The organism is Variovorax sp. YR752 (assembly GCF_943372545.1).
Genome location: NZ_CALRZC010000061.1, coordinates 1 through 17,078, shown reverse-complemented (window position 1 = coordinate 17,078; position 17,078 = coordinate 1). Strand labels below are relative to the sequence as shown.

Below are 17,078 nucleotides of genomic sequence, written 5' to 3'. Positions count from 1 at the left end.
GTATGCTGTGCGGCGCATCAGGAGACACGCATGAAGACGATCAAGGGGCCGGGCATTTTCCTGGCCCAGTTCGCGGGCGACACGGCCCCGTTCCACTCGCTCGACGCCATCGCCGGATGGGCCGCCGACCTCGGCTACAAGGGCGTGCAGATCCCGAGTTGGGACACGCGCCTCATCGACCTGAAGCGCGCCGCCGAGAGCAAGACCTACTGCGACGAGATCAAGGGCACGCTTGCGGGCCACGGCCTGGAGATCACCGAACTCTCGACCCACCTGCAGGGCCAGCTGGTCGCGGTGCACCCGGCCTACGACGCGGGCTTCGACGGCTTTGCGGCGCCCGAGGTGCGCGGCAACCCCGTGGCGCGCCAGCAGTGGGCGGTGCAGCAGCTGCACCACGCGGCCAAGGCCTCGGCGAACCTCGGGCTCACGGCGCACGCGACCTTCTCGGGCGCGCTGGCCTGGCCGTACCTGTATTCGTGGCCGCCGCGCCCGCCTGGCCTCATCGAGGAAGCCTTCGACGAACTGGCGCGCCGCTGGCGCCCGATCCTCGATGCCTTCGATGCGGTGGGCGTCGACGTGGGCTACGAAATCCATCCCGGCGAAGACCTGCACGACGGCGTGAGCTACGAGATGTTTCTGGAGCGCGTGAACAACCATCCGCGCGCCTGCCTGCTCTACGACCCGAGCCACTTCGTGCTGCAGCAGCTCGACTACCTGGCCTACATCGACCACTACCACGAGCGCATCAAGCTCTTCCATGTGAAGGACGCCGAGTTCAACCCGACCGGCAAGCAGGGCGTGTACGGCGGCTTCCAGAGCTGGATCAACCGCGCCGGGCGCTTCCGCTCGCTGGGCGACGGGCAGGTCGACTTCAAGGCCATCTTCTCGAAGATGGCGCAGTACGACTTCCCGGGCTGGGCGGTGCTTGAGTGGGAGTGCTGCATCAAGCACCCGGAAGACGGCGCGCGCGAGGGCGCGAGCTTCATTCGCGATCACATCATCCGCGTGGCCGACCGCGCCTTCGACGACTTCGCGGCGGGCGGGGCGGACGTGGCGGCGAACCGGCGGATGCTCGGGATCGGCTAACTCGTCGCGCGGATCGCGTCGTCGAGGATCTCAAGGCCGCGGTCGATTTCCTCCGGCTTCACGTTCAGTGGCGGCGCGATGCGCCACACAGCCGCCATGCCGCCGACGGCCACGATGTTCATGCTCAGGCCGCGCGCCATGCAGGCGTCGGTGATGGCCCGGCCGCGCTCGGCGTCGGGCGCGCGGGTCTCGCGGTCTTTCACCAGCTCCACGCCCTGCAGCAGGCCGTGGCCACGCACGTCGCCGATCACCTCGTGCCGCGCCTTCAGCGTGGCCAGGCCCCGGCTCAGCCGCTCGCCCATGGCGGCGGCGCGCTGGTTGAGCCCTTCTTCCTCGAGCACGTCGAGCACCGCCAGCCCGACCTCGGCCGGCAGCGGGTCGGACACGTGCGAGGTGACGTGCACGAAGCCCTTCTCGTGGCAATCCTGTTCGATGGCGTCGCTGGTGACCACGGCGCCGATCGCCAGGCCGCCGCCCAGCGTCTTCGAGACGGTGAGGAAGTCGGGCACCACGCCCATTTGCTCGAAGGCGAAGTTGCTGCCCAGGCGGCCGAAGGCGGTCTGGGCTTCGTCGAGGATGAGCAGCATGCCGCGCTCGCGGCACTTGGCCTGCAGCTTCGGAAAGTAGCCGGGCGGCGGCACGATCACGCCGGCCGAGCTCAGCACCGGCTCGGCAATGAAGGCCGCGAGCGAGCCGCTGGACTGCGCATCGACCATGTCGAAGCCGACGTCGAGGCAGGTGGTGTCGCAGGCATCGCGGCAATGGCGGATGGGGCAGCGGTAGCAATGCGGCGCGGGGATCGACATGGTGCCGGGCTTGCGCGGCCCGTAGTCGACATGGTGCCGGCCGGCGAAGGTGAGCGCGGCCATGCCGCCATTCACGCCATGCCAGCCGCCGTTCAGGCCCACGATCTCGTAGCGGCCGGTGGTCACGCGGGCCATGCGCGCGGCGGCCTCGTTGGCCTCGCCGCCGGTCGACAGGAACAGCGATTTCGACAGCGACGGCGGCAGCATGGCCGCCAGCCGCCCGGCCAGCGCCGGCACGGCCGGCCCGACGAAGCCGCTGTACAGATGCAGCGCACCTTCGCAGGCCTTCTCGATCGCCGCGACGATGCGCGGGTGGTTGTGGCCGATGGTGGCGCACATCTGGCCCGAGGTGAAGTCGAGGATCTCGCGCCCGTGCTGGTCCCACAGCGTGGCGCCGCGCGCCTTGACGATGACATGCGGGCTCAGCCCCATGCCGTAGCGCACGAGGTGCTTGCTGACCACGGGGTCGTAGGTTGCGCCTTCGGCCATCGGATGCTCCTTGTTCGTCGGGGGAGCCCCAGCCTAGCCATCGGCCGCGAAATCGGCTGTCGTTGTGAGGGCCTCAAACCGAAGCCGATTGCCACCGCGTTGCGCCACACTGGCGACACCATGAAAACCGGCCCCCTCGATCGCATCGACCAGCGCATCCTGGCCGAACTGCAGGCCGACGCGGGCCTGCAGAACCAGACGCTGGCCGAGCGCGTGAACCTCTCGCCCTCGGCCTGCCTGAAGCGCGTGCAGCGGCTGCGGCGCGCGGGCGTGATCCGCGAGGAGGTGGCGATCCTCGACGCCGCGCGCGTGGGCTTTCCGGTGCTGGTGATCTCGCGCGTGTCGCTGCGCAGCACCACGCGCGAGGCGATCCAGGCCTTCGAGCGCAAGGTGCATGCGCTGCCGCAGGTGCTGCAGTGCCACTGCGTGGCCGGCGAGACCGACTTCGTGCTCGTGATCTGCGCGCGCTCGCTGCCCGCCTACCAGGCCTTCGCGCAGGAGCAGCTCGGCGATGCGCTGGAACTGGAGAACTATTCGAGCGACATCGTGCTGTCGACCACCAAGTTCACGACGCGGCTGCCGCTGGACAGCTGAGTTGCTATATTTTTAATAGCTGATGACGCACGACAGGCGCCACTTCGACGCCTTTTTCATGCAGACGTTGTTTTTAAGACAAACAACTGTCATGCCCTGCAAGCTATAATGTCGGGTTCGTTTCGATACCACGACGAAGAATTTCGTCACTCCCGCCGGCTGACCTGCACTGTCCTTGGATTCTTCAGGCCTCTCATTTTCAAGCCGGCTTCACAGTGTGTTGGAGCGCCAGACCGGGCGCCCATGATTGCCACCACTGCCTTCGTTCCTGTTGAAGCGAATTGCGCATCCCCCGCGCCGTTGCGGCCGGTCCGCGTCCGTTTTCAATTATTTTTCAGGCTCTTCGCGCGTTGTCTCTGCGCGTGGTGCCAAGGCTTCATGGACATCATTCAACACAGTATCGCGGTGGGCAAGTACCTTGTTTCCCCGCTCATTCGACACCAGGACGACGGCGGCTTTGCCGCCTCCGTCTCGATCCGCTCCGGTCACGGCAGCGGCATGCACGACCGCGTGATGCGTTTCACGCCGCGCTTTGCCAGCCACGCCGCGGCGCTCGGCTACGCCATCGAACAGGGAATGGGCTGGGTGCGCGAACGCGCGCCGGTGGCCCCTCTCGCACTTCCGTGCGCGGCCTGAAACAATTACGCCCAATTCCATCTCCAACACACATCGAACGATTCAGAGGTAATCACTTATGCCCAAGGAAGAACTGATCGAAATGAACGGCGCAGTGACCGAAGTCCTGCCCGACTCGCGCTACCGCGTCACGCTCGACAACGGTCACCAGCTGATCGCCTACAGCGGCGGCAAGATGCGCAAGCACCACATCCGCATCCTGGCCGGCGACAAGGTGTCGCTCGAGCTCTCGCCCTACGACCTGACGAAGGGCCGCATCACGTTCCGTCACCTGGAACGCCGCGGTCCCCCGCCAACCAACAACAACTCGCCCCGTCGCTGAGCGACGCCCGGCCGGCCTTGCAGAGCGCCCTCCCGGAGGGGGCCCTGCAAGGCCTTTGTCTTTTCCGGGCGTCACTTTTCCTTTTGCGTCTTCCTGTCTGTATGTCTCCGGCTGCCGAACGATGAACTCCACCACCTCCCCAGCCGGCGGCCTCCAGGCCGAACCCCACGGCTTTGCCACGCTGGCGCTTTCGCCCCAGATGCTGGCCAACCTCACCCAGCTCGGCTACACGCAGATGACGGCCATCCAGGCCGCCGCACTGCCGCTGGCCTTGCTCGGCAAGGACCTGATCGCGCAGGCCAAGACCGGCAGCGGCAAGACCGCCGCCTTCGCGCTGGCGCTGCTGTCCAATCTGAACCCGCGCCGCTTCGCCATCCAGGCGATGGTGCTGTGCCCCACGCGCGAGCTGGCCGACCAGGTCACGACCGAAATCCGCCGCCTGGCGCGCGCCGAAGAAAACATCAAGGTGGTCACGCTCTGCGGCGGCGTCGCCCTGCGCGGGCAGATTGCCAGCCTGGAGCACGGCGCGCACATCGTCGTGGGCACGCCGGGCCGCATCATGGACCACCTGGAACGCGGCAACCTCGACCTCTCGGCGATGAACACGCTGGTGCTCGACGAGGCCGACCGCATGCTCGACATGGGCTTCTTCGACGACATCGTGACGGTGGCGCGCCAGTGCCCCAAGGAACGCCAGACGCTGCTGTTCTCGGCCACGTATCCCGAAGGCATCGCCAAGCTCGCGCAGCAGTTCATGAAGAACCCCGAGCAGATCACGGTGCAGGCCCAGCATGAAGGCAGCAAGATCCGCCAACGCTGGTACCAGGTGAAAGACAGCGAGCGGCTGCACACCGTGAGCCTGCTGCTCGACCATTTCCGTCCCGTGAGCACGCTGGCCTTCTGCAACACCAAGCAGCAGTGCCGCGACCTCGTCGAGGTGCTGCAGGGGCAGGGCTTCAGCGCGATGGCGCTGTTCGGCGAGCTGGAGCAGCGCGAGCGCGACCAGGTGCTGGTGCAGTTTGCCAACCGCAGCTGCTCGGTGCTCGTGGCCACCGACGTGGCGGCGCGCGGCCTGGACATCTCGCACCTCGAAGCCGTGATCAACGTCGACGTGACGCCCGACTCCGAAATCCACATCCACCGCGTGGGCCGCACCGGCCGCGTGGGCCAGCAGGGCGGCTCGGAAGGGCTGGCGCTCAACCTGGCCAGCATGAACGAGATGGGCTTCGTCGGAAAGATCGAGCAGCTGCAGGGCCGCGAATCCGAATGGCACAACCTGGCCGAGCTCACGCCCGCCCCGGGCGCGCCGCTCACGCCGCCGATGGCCACGCTGCAGATCGTCGGCGGGCGCAAGGAAAAGATCCGCGCCGGCGACGTGCTGGGCGCACTGACGGGCGACTGCGGCTATGCCAAGGAGCAGGTCGGCAAGATCAACGTCAACGAGTACTCGACCTATGTTGCGGTGGACCGCAGCATTGCCGAAGAAGCCGCACGCAAGCTGGACAACGGCCGCGTGAAAGGCAAGAGCGTCAGGGTGCGCCTGCTGACACCGCAGTCGACCTGACATCCGTCCCATGGCCCCTCGTTTCGGCGCTTGGCAGATGAAATCTGCCGATGTGGCCTAATCGGGGGTCGAACATCCTATTTATCCGAGCTTTCCATGCCCAAGAAAATCCGTACCGAAGCCGACCGTCTTGCCAGCCCGAAGCCGACGCCCATGCCCGGCTACACCGCGCCTCGCACCGGTGGCGGCCAGAAGATCAGCCTCGAGCGCGGCACCGCCACGCGCAGCAAGAAGAACCCGGGCAAGCGCCCCACCAAGGGCGGCTGATCCAGCCCCCGCGGCTCTTTCTTCGGAGCCACGACGAACGCGCCCCCGGGCGCGTTTTGTCATTGGGCCCGCCAAAACCAAGGCCGCCATGTCCGACGACAACCAGATCTACATCCCGCCCTCGTTCTTCGCGGTCTACAGCGACGCGCGCCAGCGCCTGCGCGAGCCGATCGACGTGGTGCGCGCGCGCTACGAGATCTGCGAAGACCTCGCCGGCCACCTTGTAGGCCACGCGCAGATCCAGCACCACACCGAGGTGCCGGTCGAAAGCGAGATCCTGCGGCGCATCCACGCGGGGCTCGCCACGCCGGAATCCGGCGTGGCGCCCGCCGAGGCCGAATGGATCGTGCAGCGGCTGGCCGAGCTGCTGGGCTGGCCCGGCCCCGAGCCCGTCGCAGCCGACGATTAAGAAAAGCAGGGGCGCACGGTGCGGCTCAAGGTCGGAGAACTCGCCAGGCGCACCGGCCTCACGGTGCGCACGCTGCACCACTACGACGCCATCGGCCTGCTCGTGCCCTCGGCGCGTTCCGAGGCCGGCTACCGGCTCTACGACGCCACCGACATCGGCCGCCTGCACGCGATCCAGGCGCTGCGGCTGCTGGGCCTGCCGCTGGCCGACATCGGCGGCCTGCTGGCGGCGCAGGGCGGGGCGCTGCCGGACATTCTCCGGCGCCAGATCGTCTCGCTCGACGAGCAGATCGCCCAGGCCACGGCGCTGCGCGAACGGCTCGGCCTGCTCGAGCAGCAGCTCGCCGAAGGCGCCCAGCCCGACATGAAGGACTGGCTCGCCACGCTGGAGCAGATGAGCACCTACGCGCGTTACTTCAGCCCGGCCGAAGTGCAGTCGCTGATGACCAACGGGAAGGCCGTGGCCGCGCTGTGGCCGCCGCTGATCGCCGAGGTCACGGCGTGCATGGCCAGCGGCGTGCCCGCCGACGCGCCGCAGCTGCAGCCGCTGGCCGCCCGCTGGATGACGCTGATCGGCCTCTGGATGGACAGCAACTTCGACCGCGTCACGCGCTGGCGCGAGATGTACCGGCGCGAGCCGGTGGTGCGGCTCGACAACGGGCCGTCGGCCGAACTCATCGCCTACATCGAACAGGCCATCGGCCTGCGCATGGCCGCGCTGCTGCGCCACCTGAGCACCGACGACCTGGCGCGGCTCGGCCCGCCGCCCGACGACGAATGGCGCCAGCTGGCGCACGAACTCGCCGACCTGCAGGCGCGCGGCGTTGCGCCCGGCGACGCCGCCGTGCAGGCCATCGCGCGCAGCTGGGCGCAGCTCTTCGAGGCCTTCACCGACCACGACCCGGCCCTGGCGGCCCGGCTGATGCAGGCGATGGCCGCGGAGCCGGTGCTGCAGGCCGGCGCGGTCGCCACGCCTGCCGTGCGCGACTACCTGCTGCGCGCCATGGCCCTGGCCCGGCCCGACGCCACCACACCCCCTTGACCCTGACGTTGCGTGAGGCTCGAGAGTGGGCCGCATGAACCACGCAACCCCACCCCCACGGCTCCACGCGCTCGACAACCTGCGCGCCCTGATGATGTGGCTCGGCATCGTGCTGCACGTGGCCACCAACCACCTCACGGTCGCCTCGCCGCTGCCCTGGCGCGACCCGAAGACCTCGCCGGTCGCCGACCTGCTGCTGCTCTTCATCCACAGCTTCCGCATGCCGGTGTTCTTCGTGCTGGCGGGCTTCTTCGTCGCACTGCTGGTCGAGCGGCGCGGGGCCCACGGCATGCTGAAGAACCGCAGCCTGCGGCTCGCGCTGCCCTTCGCGATCTTCTGGCCGCCGCTCTTCGTGGGGACCGCGGTGCTGGCGATGGTCTACATCCACCTGACCGTGCGCGGCGTGCCGGGCATCGACACCGCGCTGACGCCCGCGCGGCAGCCCGGCGGTTCGCCTTTCAACACGATGCACCTGTGGTTCCTGTACCAGCTGTTCTGGCTCAGCGTGCTGGCCTGGGCCGGCGTGCGGCTGCAGCGCTTCGTGCCGGTTCGTCTGCGCGATGCGGTCGCCCGCGGCTTCGCAGTGCTGGCGGAACGCCGCTGGGGCTTCGTGGTGCTGGCACTGCCGCTGGCGGTGACGGGCGCCTTCCATCCGTCCGGCTTCGTGATGGAGAGCGGCGCGTTCCTGCCGCCGTTCTCCGAGTGGGTGCAGAGCGGCCTGTTCTTCGTGTTCGGCTGGTACGTGCACCGCGACCAGGAGCGCCTGCTCGCGCGCTTCGCTGCGCGCTGCAAGGGCCTCGCGTTCACCGGATTGGCCTTCTTCGTTGTGACACTCGCGCTGCTGGGCGCCATGCGCGAGCCCGGTGCGCACCGCCTGCCGCACCCCGAGTTCTGGATCGCCTTCGCCTACAACGCGACCTCCTGGCTCTGGAGCCTGGCGCTGATCGGGGGCTTCCTGCGCTACCTGCCGCGCCAGAACGCGGTGCTGGCGTACCTCTCGCACAGCTCGTACTGGGTGTACCTGGTGCACATGCTCGGCACCATCGGCTTCGGCATCCTGCTGTTCCACGCGCCGCTGGGCGCGCTCGCGAAGATGGGACTCAACATCGCGGCCACGTCGCTCGTGGCGCTGGCGAGCTACCAGCTGCTGGTGCGCCACACCGTCATCGGCCGGCTGCTGAACGGTCAGCGCGCCGCAAACCGTTCCAGCAAGAAGTCGACAAAGGCGCGCGTCTTCGCCGCCAGGTGACGCGACGGGTACACGGCGTACACCGGCGTGCGGTCGGCCTCCCAGTCGTCGAGCACGGCTTCGAGCCGGCCCGCCGCCAGCTCGTGCTCGACATAGATGCGCGGGATCAGGCTCAGGCCGAAGCCCGCGAGCACCGCGTCGCGCACGGCGATGCTGGAACTGACCTTGTAGCGCCCGTCGATCGGCACCGCCACGCTGCGCCCGGCGCGGCTGAAGGTCCATTTGTTCGCGTGGCCCGACAGGGTGAACTGCACGCAGTTGTGGGCCTTCAGGTCTTCGGGCGCAGTGGGCCGGCCGGCGGTGGCGAAGTAGCTCGGCGCGCCGCACAGCACGTGCGTCATGGTCATGAGCTCGCGCGCGACGAGGCTCGAATCTTCCAGCCGGTCGCTGCCGCGGATCGCGAGGTCGTAGCCCTCGCCGATGAGGTCGGTGCGCGTGTCCTGCAGGTTCAGCTCGAGCCGCAGGTTCGGGTGGCGGTCCATGAAGGCGGGGATGTGCGGCGAGATGCAGGTCAGCGCAAAGGTCAGCGGCGCGCTCACGCGCAGCACGCCGCCCGGGCTCGCGCCCACGGGTGCCAGCGCGGCGTCGGCCTCGTCCAGGTCGTCGAGGATGCGCGCGAGCCGCTCCACGTAGGCCGCGCCGGCCTCGGTGAGGCTCATGCTGCGCGTGGTGCGGTTGATGAGCCGCACCTTCAGATGCGCCTCCAGCTCGGCGATGTTCTTGCTGACGGCCGCGGCCGACAGCCCCAGCTGCCGCGCGGCGCCGGCAAAGCTGCCCGCGGCGGCGGTGGTGCGAAAGACCTTGAGGGCGGTGAGATGGTCCATGGGCAGGCGTGTAATTGACGACTGGCGGTAAAGAATCAATTCATTATTCGGACATTCACAACCGTGGGTCAATTGAATAGATTCAGGCCATGACTTCCCGCACCACCGACGTCCTGCTCACCGCCATTGCGCCCGCGATCTGGGGCAGCACCTACATCGTGACCACCGAGCTGCTGCCGGCGAACTACCCGCTGACGGTGGCGCTGCTGCGCGCGCTGCCGGCGGGCCTGCTGCTGATGCTCATCGTGCGCCAGCTGCCGCCCCGGGCGTGGTGGGGGCGCATCTTCCTGCTCGGCGCGCTGAACTTCTCGGTGCTGTGGGCGATGCTGTTCCTCGCGGCCTACCGGCTGCCGGGCGGCGTGGCGGCCACCATCACCTCGGTGCAGCCGCTGTTCGTGGTGTTCCTCGCCGGCCTGCTGCTGGGCGCGCCGGTGCGCACGCTGTCGGTGGCGGCGGCCGTCATCGGCATGGGCGGGGTGGCGCTGCTGGTGCTCACGCCGAACGCCACGCTCGACGCGCTGGGCATTGCCGCAGCGCTCACGGCCGCCGTGTCGATGGCCTTCGGCACCGTGCTGAGCCGGCGCTGGCAGCCGCCGGTGTCGGCGCTGACCTTCACGGCCTGGCAGCTGACGGCGGGCGGCCTGCTGCTGCTGCCGGTGGCGCTGTGGCTGGAACCGCCGCTGCCCGCGCTCACGGCGATGAACTGGGTCGGCTTCGCCTGGCTCGGCCTGATCGGCGCCGCGCTCACCTACATCGTGTGGTTCCGCGGCGTGGCCCGGCTGGAGCCCTCGGCGATCGCGCCGCTGGCCTTCCTGAGCCCGGTGACCGCGGTGATCCTGGGTTGGGCCTTGCTGGGCCAGAGCCTGTCGGGCTGGCAGATGGCGGGCATCGGCATCGTGATCGCGAGCATCTGGCTGAGCCAGCAGGCGCAGCGCGGTGCGCAGCCGGTGCCGGCGGTGCAGCCCGCACCGAGTCGTTGAGGTTTCAGCCCACCGGCGCAGCGCGCCGCAGCAGCTGCAGATAGCCGGGCTGCACTTCCATGCGCACGGTCGCGCCCTGGCGCTGCAGCAGGCGGTGCGCCTTCGGCAGCGCCCAGCAGGGCAGGTTGGTGAACATGTGGTGCTCGCAGTGGTAGTTGACCCAGTAGGGCGCCACGAAGATGCGTTCGAGCCAGCCGGCGTGCGTGGTGCGCGCCTGGCGCAGCGGATCGGCCTCGTTCTGCGCCACCAGCGCATGCTCGGCGATGTTGCGCACGCGGCTCACGAGCGGCAGCCAGGTCGCCATCGGCAGCAACCACATCAACACCCAGGCCCACCAGACCCCGGCCAGCGTGAAGGCCAGCAGGCCCAGGCCGTTGCCGATGAGAAAGCGCTTGTCCTTCGCCAGCGCGCGCCCGAACACGCGCAGCGCCGATTCGCCCGGCGCACGCTGGCGCAGGGCGTCGGCGATGTGGCCGAAGCGCTGCTTGTAGAAGGTCTGCCCGCTCAGGTCGCGCACGACCTTGCGCCACATCGAGTCGCGCGAGATCGGAAAGGGCGCCGACAGCACCAGGTCCGGGTCTTCGGTCTGCTGCACGAAGCGGTGGTGCTGCAGGTGATACGGCCGGTAGTCGCGCAGCGTGGGCGAGCACAGCCAGTAGCCCACCCAGTCGTTGACCTTGCGGTTGCGGTGCAGCCCCGCGTGCGCAGCGTCGTGCATGAGGATGAACAGGCCCAGCTGGCGCGTGCCGACGATCGGCACCATGAGCGGAATCGTCCACGGCCACACGATGCCCACCGCCATCGCGGTGCCGATCACGCCCCAGCAGTGCGCCACCAGCCACAAGCCCCGCCACGACGAACGCGTGGTGAGCGATTGCCACTCGTCGGGGGTGAAGAAATCGTCGGGTTGAGCGCGGGGTGCAGCGGCCATCGGGCCAGTATGCGGCGAAGGCGCGGGCAGATCACGCGTAGTTCCCCGATGGGAACGCCCGGGAGCGAGGCCCTTCGGCCTACTTGTCGATGATTTTTCGGGCGAAGACTTCGAGGTAGTCCATGAGCCGCTCGGCGCCCGCGATGGCTGCGGCCTCGTCGCCGGTGGCGATGCCCTGCGCCAGTTCGAGGTGCGCGTTGGCGCCTTCGACGATCTCGCCCTCGTGCTGGTAGGCGTACCAGAAGCGCCGGCACTGCACGATGAGCGGCACCACCGCCTTCACCGCCGAGTCGTTGTGGCTCGCGTGGTGCGTGACGAGGTCGAGCGCGCGGTCGGCGTGCATGTAGTCGGTCAGGTCGCCGCGGCCCGCGGCTTCGACCATGGCCTCGGCGCAGCGCACGATGGCCTGGCGCTGCGGTGCGGTGGCGCGGCGCGCGGCGCAGGCCGCAATCAGTTGCTCGAGCACGCGCCGGGTCTGGATCACGTCGAGGTGGTCGGCCAGGTCGATGGTCGACACCAGCAGGCCGCGGCGCGGCTGCTGCACGATGAGGCCGATCGACACCATGCGCATCAGCGCCTCGCGCACCGGCGTGCGGCCCAGGCCCGTGCGCTCGGCCAGCTCGGCCTCGACGATCTGGCTGCCGGGCTCCAGCTGCATGGTGGACAGCAGCGCCTCGATGGCGTCGTAGGCCAGGTCGGCCGCGCGGCGCTTGGGCGGGGGTCGGGGAGCGGTCTTCGGGGCGGCCATGGTGGGGATGTGGGTGTGCTCGTGCGTGTACAGATGCGGGGCCGTCATTGTCGGGCGTCGCCGGGCGCTGCGAGCCCGGCCAGTGTCTCGATGCGGACCGGCACCAGCGGCGGGCGCGGCGCGGGCGGCGTCCAGCCGAACAGGAACTGCGCCGCGTCGCCGCAGACGCGCCCCTGGCAGGCGCCCATGCCGCAGCGGCGGTGCAGCTTGGCATCGGTCCAGCCGGTGCAGGCCGAGAGCGCGGCAAAGGGCACGTCCTCGCAGCGGCACACAAGCGTGTCGGGGCGGGGCAGGGCTTTCAGGTCGTCGGCCAGCGTGAAGCGGCGGTGCAGCTGGGCCGCGAAGGCATTCCAGCGCGCGCGTTCGCGGTCGTGGGTGCGGGCCTTGGCGGTCTCGCCGACGGCGGCGTGGCCGGCGATGGTGCCCTGCACCAGCGCGCGCTCGCTGCCGCCGAAGCCGGTGCATTCGCCGGCCGCGTAGATGCCCGCGATGCTCGTGGCCTGCAGCGCATCGACTGTGATGGCTTGCCCCGCGAGTGCGCAGCCGAGCAGCTGGCCCAGTTGCGTGTTGGGCGTGAGCCCGAAGCCGCAGGCGATGCGGTCGCAGGCCATCTCGACCTCGCGATCACCTTGGCGCAGCCGCACCGATTCGACCTGCGTCGTGCCCTGCGCCGAGAGCACACGCGACGCGGTGCGGTAGCGCGCATCGGCCAGCGTGAGGGCCTGCACGGCCTTGCCGGGCCAGCGCACGAGGCTGGCACCGAAGGCCGCGACCGAAGCGAACGACGCCTGCTCGGCGATGCGCAGCACCTGCGCGCCGGCGGCTTTGGCGGTGGCCGCGGCGGCCAGCAGCAAGGGCCCGCTGCCCGCAATCACGATGCGTTCGCCCTCGACCGGCAAGCCCGCCTTGATCAGCGCCTGCAGGCCGCCCGCGCCCGTCACGCCGGGCAATGTCCAGCCGGGGAAGGGCAGCAGCAGTTCGCGCGCACCGGTGCACAGGATGAGTTTTTTCCATCGCATGCGCGTCGCGCCCTCGGCGCCTTCGAGCAGCAATTCGTGGGGCGCTGGCGCAGCGACGACGCGCGTGCCGCTGCGCACGCGGATGTTCGCGTGGCGTGCGAGCGCCTCGCGCCACTGGCGCGCCGCCGGCGGCAGCGACGCGCCGGGGCCGTCGCGCCAGATCTGTCCGCCGGGCGCGGGGTTGTCGTCGATCACCACGATCGACGCGCCGCTGGGTGCCGCCGCCACGGCCGCAGCCATGCCCGCAGGGCCCGCGCCGATGACCAGCACATCGCAGGTTTCAAGCGTGACGCCGCTCATGCCGTCGTCTCCACGCGCATGCCCTCGGCGCACACGGTCTGGCACGCGAGGCGTCGGCGCCCGTCGATCTGCACGCGGCATTCCTGGCACACGCCCATGCCGCAGAACGGCGCACGCGGCTGGCCCGTGACCGAGGTGCGCGCCGCGCCCATGTCGCCCGCGATGCGCAAGGCGGCGGCGACCGAGCTGCCCGCTTTCACGCGCACCAGCTGGCCATCGATGTGCAGTTGCGTCTGATCGCTCATGCCACCTCTCGCAAGCCGCGCGGCGCATACGGCGCGGCGTCGAAATCGGGCGCCGCGCCGGTCATCAGCGCCGCGAGCACATGCGCGCTGCCCGGCGCCGTGGTCACGCCCAGCCCTTCGTGGCCGACGGCGAGCCAGAGCTTCTCGCGCCACGGGTGCTTGCCCAGCAGCGGCAGGCCGTCGGGCGAGGCGGCGCGCAGGCCGGTCCACGCACGCACGGCGTTCAGGTCGGCGAGCCCCGGCAGGTAGTCGAGCGTGCGCTGCAGCATGCGCGCGAGCATCGGCGCCTCGACGGCCAGGTCGGTCGTGTCGAACTGGCGCGACGAGCCCACCAGCAGCTGCCCCGTGGGCCGCGGCTGCACATTGAAGGCGACCGAGTCGCCGTCGCTGTGGTGCGCACTGGTCACGTAGCCGAGCTCGACGAGTTGGTGGTGCACCGTGCCCGGGTAGCGGTCGGTGATGAGCAGGTGACCCTTCTTCGGGCGAATGGGCAATTCGGGGCACAGCGTCGTCGCCTCGATGCCGTTGGCGAGCACGACCTGCGGTGCGCGGCGGCGGCTGCCGTCGGCCAGGCGCAGCGTGCCGTCGTCTTCGATGGCCTCGACCTTCGCGTGTTCGACCTGCACCAATGCCGCATGCTGCGCGAGCAGCCAGCGCGCCGCGTTCGGCGCATAGAGGATGCCGTCACCCGGCACTTCGAGCGCGCCCGACAGGCCGGCGCGCAGAGCGGGCTCGGCGCGCGCGAGTTCGGCTGCAGTCAGCAGCCGGCTCTCGATGCGGAGCGCGCCCAGCCGCTGCTGCTTGCGTTCGGCCTCGGCCATTTCTTCGTCGTTCGCCGCGATCCAGAGCGTGCCGCAGGGGCTGTAGGCGCAGTCGGTGCCCAGGCGCGGCGCGAGGGCGCGCCATTGCGCAACCGAATGGCGGCTGAGTTCGAGCTCGGCCGCGTTGTCGTCCATCACTACGAGGTGGCCCATGCCCGCGCCGGTGGCACCGCCCAAGCGCGCATCGAGCACGCACACGCGGCGCCCGGCCTGCGCCAGCGCATGGGCACACGCCGCGCCGACGATGCCGGCGCCGATGACGATGACGTCCGCGTCCATGCGCGCCGGTGTCAGAGCCGGATGCCCCAGCCGAAGGGGTCTTCGTCTTCGATGAGCAGCGTGGCCTCGGCGCTGATGTGCGCGCGGCCGCGCAGCGTGGGAATGACCTGCTCGCCGTCCATCGCGTAGCTCGCCTCGAAGACGCTGCCGATCACGCTGGCCTGCGTCCACACCGCGCCGGGCGCGAGCTTGCCGTCGGCCGCGAGGCAGGCGATCTTGGCGCTGGTGCCGGTGCCGCAGGGCGAGCGGTCGTAGGCGTTGCCGGGGCACAGCACGAAGTTGCGGCTGTCGGCGCCGGCATCGTCGTCAGCAAAGAGTTCGATGTGGTCGATCTCCGCGCCGTTCGCGCCCGTGATGCCCTGCGCCGCCAGTGCCTTGCGCAAGGCGGCCGTGTAGTCGGTGAGCGCCGCGAGGTTGTCGCTCGCCACGCGCTGGCCATGTTCGCTCACGAGGAAGAACCAGTTGCCGCCCCACGCCACGTCGCCGCGCACGGAGCCGTGGCCGGGCAGGTCGACCGCCACCTGGTGCAGGTGCCGGTACGCGGGCACGTTGCGCACACTCACCGAGCCGTCTTCATGCAGCGTGGTCGTCACCGTGCCGACAGGCGTCTCGATGCGGTGCTCGCCCACGCCGATGCGCCCCATGTGCGCCAGGCTCGCAATCAGCCCGATGGTGCCGTGGCCGCACATGCCGAGATAGCCGGCGTTGTTGAAGAAGACCACGCCCGCCGCCGCATCGGGCGACACCGGCTCGCACAGCAGCGCGCCGACCACGACGTCGCTGCCGCGCGGTTCGAGCACGGCGGCCGCGCGCCACTTGTCGTGCTGATCGGCCAGCAGCGTGCGGCGCTCGGCCATGGAGCCTTTCCCCAGATCGGGGAAGCCGCCGATCACAAGGCGCGTGGGCTCGCCGCCCGTGTGCGAATCGATGACCTGGATGCGTTGCATGCGTGTGGGGCTCAGTAGCTGGCAATCGGCACGGGGGCCGCGTTCTTGAACGTGAAGACGGTGATGGGCGCCTGCTTCATGTTGCCCTTGTCGTCGTACGCGTAGGTGGCGGCCACGCCCTTGTAGGTGGTCTTGTAGAGCTCGGCGCCGACCTTGTCGGGGTCGATGGTGTTGGCCTTCTTCATCGACTCGCCGATGAACAGCACCTGGTCGTAGTACGAGGCGGCGTACGCATCGGGATCGATGTTGAAGCGCTTCTTGAACTTCTCCTTGAACGCCGGGCCGCTCTGCGCCTTCTCGAGCATGGAGCCGCCCTGCGCGCAGAACACCAGGTCGTTCACCGCGTCGCCGCCGATCTTGCCGGTGGCCGGGCTGCACACGGTGTCGCCGCCCAGCAGCTTGCCGGGCACGGCCAGCTGCTTCATCTGGCGCGCCATGGGCGCGGCCTGCGGCGCGTAGCCGCCGAAGAAGATCGCCTCGGGCGCCTTGCCCTTCATGTTGGTCAGGATGGCGGTGAAATCGACGGCTTTGTCGGTGGTGAACTCCTGGCCCACGATCGTCAGGCCCTGCTTCTTGGCCTCCTTGGTGAACTCTTCGGCGAGGCCCTGGCCGAAGGCCGTGCGGTCGTCGATCACGCCGACCTTCTTCACCTTCAGTTCCTTGGCCGCGTACACGGCCATGGCGCCGCCGATCTGGTTGTCGCTCGCGATGATGCGGTACAGGTTCTTGTAGCCGCCCTGCGTGACCTTCGGGTTGGTGCCCACGGTGGACACCAGCGTGCCGCCGTCGCTGTAGATGCGCGAGGCCGGAATGGCCACGCCCGAGCAGTACGGGCCCATGACGAACTTGACGCCGTCGTCGACGAACTTCTGCGCCACGCTCACGCCGGTCTTGGCGTCGCACTGGTCGTCTTCGGAGATCAGCTCGAACTTCAGCGTCTTGCCGCCGACGCTGAGCTTCTTCGCGTTGAGCTCCTCGATGGCCAGGCGGATGCCGTTTTCATTGTCCTTGCCCGCGAAGGCGTTGGGACCCGACAGCGGACCGCTGTGGCCGATCTTGACCACCTGCTCCTGCGCGTGCGCGGGGCTTGCCACGGCCAGGGCAACAAGGCCCGCGAGACTGAGTGAGGAAACCATGCCTGCTTGTGACTTCATGCTTCGTCCTAGGGTTAAGAACAATGGAAAAGCGACAGGGGCCAACTACATCGGGTACCTGTCGCAGTTTAAATATATTAAGCACATATCTTGTAGATATCTGTGGGGCAAGCGCTCTTTCAGGCTGCGGGCTTCTGTGATATCTGTGAACAAACGGGCCGCTCAGGGCGGCGATCCCGCCGACGGGGAACACAACGACAGCGCCCGGCGTGCCCGGGGCACTGGGTGCTTCCCGCAGCGAAATCAAGACACCGTTGTGCTCGTCAAGGGCTGGTTGCCTTGAGGTAGTTCGCATCAAAGGGTTTTCGGGACCTCAGAACACCGTAGGCGATGGCCAGCAGCTTGTGCATGCAGGCCACCACGATGA

The 17,078-nt window shown here is 69.2% G+C and carries 19 protein-coding genes; 10 read left to right on the top strand and 9 right to left on the bottom strand.

Annotation, left to right across the window (positions count from 1 at the left end; all coding sequences use genetic code 11):
- Positions 1 to 30: 30 nt before the first annotated feature.
- Entirely contained in the window at positions 31 to 1,086 is a 1,056-nt protein-coding gene (locus AAG801_RS16295; protein WP_341889306.1) for a sugar phosphate isomerase/epimerase, read from the top strand.
- Here the strand turns inward: AAG801_RS16295 and AAG801_RS16290 are convergent.
- Positions 1,083 to 2,381, bottom strand: coding sequence for an aspartate aminotransferase family protein (locus AAG801_RS16290; RefSeq protein ID WP_341889305.1), 1,299 nt, complete (start codon positions 2,379 to 2,381; stop codon positions 1,083 to 1,085). The two genes, AAG801_RS16295 and AAG801_RS16290, sit on opposite strands and share 4 nt — an antisense overlap.
- A gap of 120 nt (positions 2,382 to 2,501) precedes the next feature.
- On the opposite strand from AAG801_RS16290, the gene AAG801_RS16285 reads away from it, so the two are divergent.
- The 8 genes from AAG801_RS16285 to AAG801_RS16250 all read left to right on the top strand — a co-directional run bounded on the left by AAG801_RS16285 (position 2,502) and on the right by AAG801_RS16250 (position 8,463).
- Entirely contained in the window at positions 2,502 to 2,975 is a 474-nt protein-coding gene (locus AAG801_RS16285; protein WP_341889304.1) for an Lrp/AsnC family transcriptional regulator, read from the top strand.
- A 378-nt stretch (positions 2,976 to 3,353) separates the two neighbouring features.
- Complete coding sequence (locus AAG801_RS16280; RefSeq protein WP_341889323.1) at positions 3,354 to 3,611, top strand: hypothetical protein; 258 nt, start codon at positions 3,354 to 3,356, stop codon at positions 3,609 to 3,611.
- A 58-nt stretch (positions 3,612 to 3,669) separates the two neighbouring features.
- A complete protein-coding gene (gene infA / locus AAG801_RS16275) occupies positions 3,670 to 3,933 on the top strand; it encodes a translation initiation factor IF-1 (protein WP_056575080.1) in 264 nt (87 codons plus the stop codon).
- A 121-nt stretch (positions 3,934 to 4,054) separates the two neighbouring features.
- Positions 4,055 to 5,497, top strand: a complete 1,443-nt coding sequence (dbpA, locus tag AAG801_RS16270) for an ATP-dependent RNA helicase DbpA (RefSeq protein ID WP_341889303.1) — start codon at positions 4,055 to 4,057, stop codon at positions 5,495 to 5,497.
- Positions 5,498 to 5,593: 96 nt separating this feature from the next.
- Positions 5,594 to 5,764 carry a hypothetical protein gene (locus AAG801_RS16265; protein WP_175543319.1) on the top strand — a complete coding sequence of 57 codons (171 nt, stop codon included), beginning with the start codon at positions 5,594 to 5,596 and terminating at the stop codon, positions 5,762 to 5,764.
- 88 nt (positions 5,765 to 5,852) lie between these two features.
- Positions 5,853 to 6,173: a hypothetical protein gene (locus tag AAG801_RS16260; protein ID WP_101490767.1), complete on the top strand. Its 321-nt coding sequence runs from the start codon at positions 5,853 to 5,855 to the stop codon at positions 6,171 to 6,173.
- Between the two features lie 18 nt (positions 6,174 to 6,191).
- Entirely contained in the window at positions 6,192 to 7,214 is a 1,023-nt protein-coding gene (locus AAG801_RS16255; protein WP_341889302.1) for a MerR family transcriptional regulator, read from the top strand.
- A gap of 34 nt (positions 7,215 to 7,248) precedes the next feature.
- Positions 7,249 to 8,463, top strand: a complete 1,215-nt coding sequence (locus tag AAG801_RS16250) for an acyltransferase family protein (protein WP_341889301.1) — start codon at positions 7,249 to 7,251, stop codon at positions 8,461 to 8,463.
- Here the strand turns inward: AAG801_RS16250 and AAG801_RS16245 are convergent.
- Positions 8,400 to 9,287: a LysR family transcriptional regulator gene (locus tag AAG801_RS16245; RefSeq protein ID WP_341889300.1), complete on the bottom strand. Its 888-nt coding sequence runs from the start codon at positions 9,285 to 9,287 to the stop codon at positions 8,400 to 8,402. The two genes, AAG801_RS16250 and AAG801_RS16245, sit on opposite strands and share 64 nt — an antisense overlap.
- Before the next feature lie 89 nt (positions 9,288 to 9,376).
- Here AAG801_RS16245 and AAG801_RS16240 point away from each other — a divergent pair, with 89 nt between their 5' ends.
- A complete protein-coding gene (locus AAG801_RS16240) occupies positions 9,377 to 10,267 on the top strand; it encodes an EamA family transporter (RefSeq protein ID WP_341889299.1) in 891 nt (296 codons plus the stop codon).
- Between the two features lie 4 nt (positions 10,268 to 10,271).
- On the opposite strand, the gene AAG801_RS16235 is transcribed toward AAG801_RS16240, so the two are convergent.
- From AAG801_RS16235 to AAG801_RS16205, 7 genes are all read right to left on the bottom strand, one after another.
- Positions 10,272 to 11,198, bottom strand: coding sequence for a fatty acid desaturase family protein (locus AAG801_RS16235; RefSeq protein WP_341889298.1), 927 nt, complete (start codon positions 11,196 to 11,198; stop codon positions 10,272 to 10,274).
- 79 nt (positions 11,199 to 11,277) lie between these two features.
- Positions 11,278 to 11,946 (bottom strand): GntR family transcriptional regulator, encoded by a 669-nt coding sequence (locus AAG801_RS16230; protein WP_099797307.1) that lies wholly within the window; start codon positions 11,944 to 11,946, stop codon positions 11,278 to 11,280.
- Positions 11,947 to 11,990: 44 nt separating this feature from the next.
- Positions 11,991 to 13,265 carry an FAD/NAD(P)-binding oxidoreductase gene (locus AAG801_RS16225; protein WP_341889297.1) on the bottom strand — a complete coding sequence of 425 codons (1,275 nt, stop codon included), beginning with the start codon at positions 13,263 to 13,265 and terminating at the stop codon, positions 11,991 to 11,993.
- Positions 13,262 to 13,510, bottom strand: a complete 249-nt coding sequence (locus AAG801_RS16220) for a (2Fe-2S)-binding protein (RefSeq protein ID WP_341889296.1) — start codon at positions 13,508 to 13,510, stop codon at positions 13,262 to 13,264. The genes AAG801_RS16225 and AAG801_RS16220 overlap by 4 nt, the downstream gene beginning before the upstream one ends.
- Positions 13,507 to 14,610: an FAD-dependent oxidoreductase gene (locus AAG801_RS16215; RefSeq protein ID WP_341889295.1), complete on the bottom strand. Its 1,104-nt coding sequence runs from the start codon at positions 14,608 to 14,610 to the stop codon at positions 13,507 to 13,509. The genes AAG801_RS16220 and AAG801_RS16215 overlap by 4 nt, the downstream gene beginning before the upstream one ends.
- 11 nt (positions 14,611 to 14,621) lie before the next feature.
- Entirely contained in the window at positions 14,622 to 15,557 is a 936-nt protein-coding gene (locus tag AAG801_RS16210; RefSeq protein ID WP_341889294.1) for a 4-hydroxyproline epimerase, read from the bottom strand.
- 11 nt (positions 15,558 to 15,568) lie between these two features.
- Positions 15,569 to 16,711, bottom strand: coding sequence for a branched-chain amino acid ABC transporter substrate-binding protein (locus tag AAG801_RS16205; RefSeq protein ID WP_101490757.1), 1,143 nt, complete (start codon positions 16,709 to 16,711; stop codon positions 15,569 to 15,571).
- Positions 16,712 to 17,078: the final 367 nt, after the last annotated feature.

What these genes read in the sequence shown, in the direction of transcription:
- AAG801_RS16215 (WP_341889295.1), bottom strand. Translation starts at nt 14,610, where the DNA reads ATGGACGCGGACGTCATCGTCATCGGCGCCGGCATCGTCGGCGCGGCG.
- infA (WP_056575080.1), top strand. Translation starts at nt 3,670, where the DNA reads ATGCCCAAGGAAGAACTGATCGAAATGAACGGCGCAGTGACCGAAGTC.
- AAG801_RS16220 (WP_341889296.1), bottom strand. Translation starts at nt 13,510, where the DNA reads ATGAGCGATCAGACGCAACTGCACATCGATGGCCAGCTGGTGCGCGTG.
- AAG801_RS16295 (WP_341889306.1), top strand. Translation starts at nt 31, where the DNA reads ATGAAGACGATCAAGGGGCCGGGCATTTTCCTGGCCCAGTTCGCGGGC.
- AAG801_RS16230 (WP_099797307.1), bottom strand. Translation starts at nt 11,946, where the DNA reads ATGGCCGCCCCGAAGACCGCTCCCCGACCCCCGCCCAAGCGCCGCGCG.
- AAG801_RS16250 (WP_341889301.1), top strand. Translation starts at nt 7,249, where the DNA reads ATGAACCACGCAACCCCACCCCCACGGCTCCACGCGCTCGACAACCTG.
- AAG801_RS16280 (WP_341889323.1), top strand. Translation starts at nt 3,354, where the DNA reads ATGGACATCATTCAACACAGTATCGCGGTGGGCAAGTACCTTGTTTCC.
- AAG801_RS16290 (WP_341889305.1), bottom strand. Translation starts at nt 2,381, where the DNA reads ATGGCCGAAGGCGCAACCTACGACCCCGTGGTCAGCAAGCACCTCGTG.
- AAG801_RS16235 (WP_341889298.1), bottom strand. Translation starts at nt 11,198, where the DNA reads ATGGCCGCTGCACCCCGCGCTCAACCCGACGATTTCTTCACCCCCGAC.
- dbpA (WP_341889303.1), top strand. Translation starts at nt 4,055, where the DNA reads ATGAACTCCACCACCTCCCCAGCCGGCGGCCTCCAGGCCGAACCCCAC.
- AAG801_RS16205 (WP_101490757.1), bottom strand. Translation starts at nt 16,711, where the DNA reads ATGAAGTCACAAGCAGGCATGGTTTCCTCACTCAGTCTCGCGGGCCTT.
- AAG801_RS16285 (WP_341889304.1), top strand. Translation starts at nt 2,502, where the DNA reads ATGAAAACCGGCCCCCTCGATCGCATCGACCAGCGCATCCTGGCCGAA.
- AAG801_RS16210 (WP_341889294.1), bottom strand. Translation starts at nt 15,557, where the DNA reads ATGCAACGCATCCAGGTCATCGATTCGCACACGGGCGGCGAGCCCACG.
- AAG801_RS16260 (WP_101490767.1), top strand. Translation starts at nt 5,853, where the DNA reads ATGTCCGACGACAACCAGATCTACATCCCGCCCTCGTTCTTCGCGGTC.
- AAG801_RS16245 (WP_341889300.1), bottom strand. Translation starts at nt 9,287, where the DNA reads ATGGACCATCTCACCGCCCTCAAGGTCTTTCGCACCACCGCCGCCGCG.
- AAG801_RS16240 (WP_341889299.1), top strand. Translation starts at nt 9,377, where the DNA reads ATGACTTCCCGCACCACCGACGTCCTGCTCACCGCCATTGCGCCCGCG.
- AAG801_RS16265 (WP_175543319.1), top strand. Translation starts at nt 5,594, where the DNA reads ATGCCCAAGAAAATCCGTACCGAAGCCGACCGTCTTGCCAGCCCGAAG.
- AAG801_RS16225 (WP_341889297.1), bottom strand. Translation starts at nt 13,265, where the DNA reads ATGAGCGGCGTCACGCTTGAAACCTGCGATGTGCTGGTCATCGGCGCG.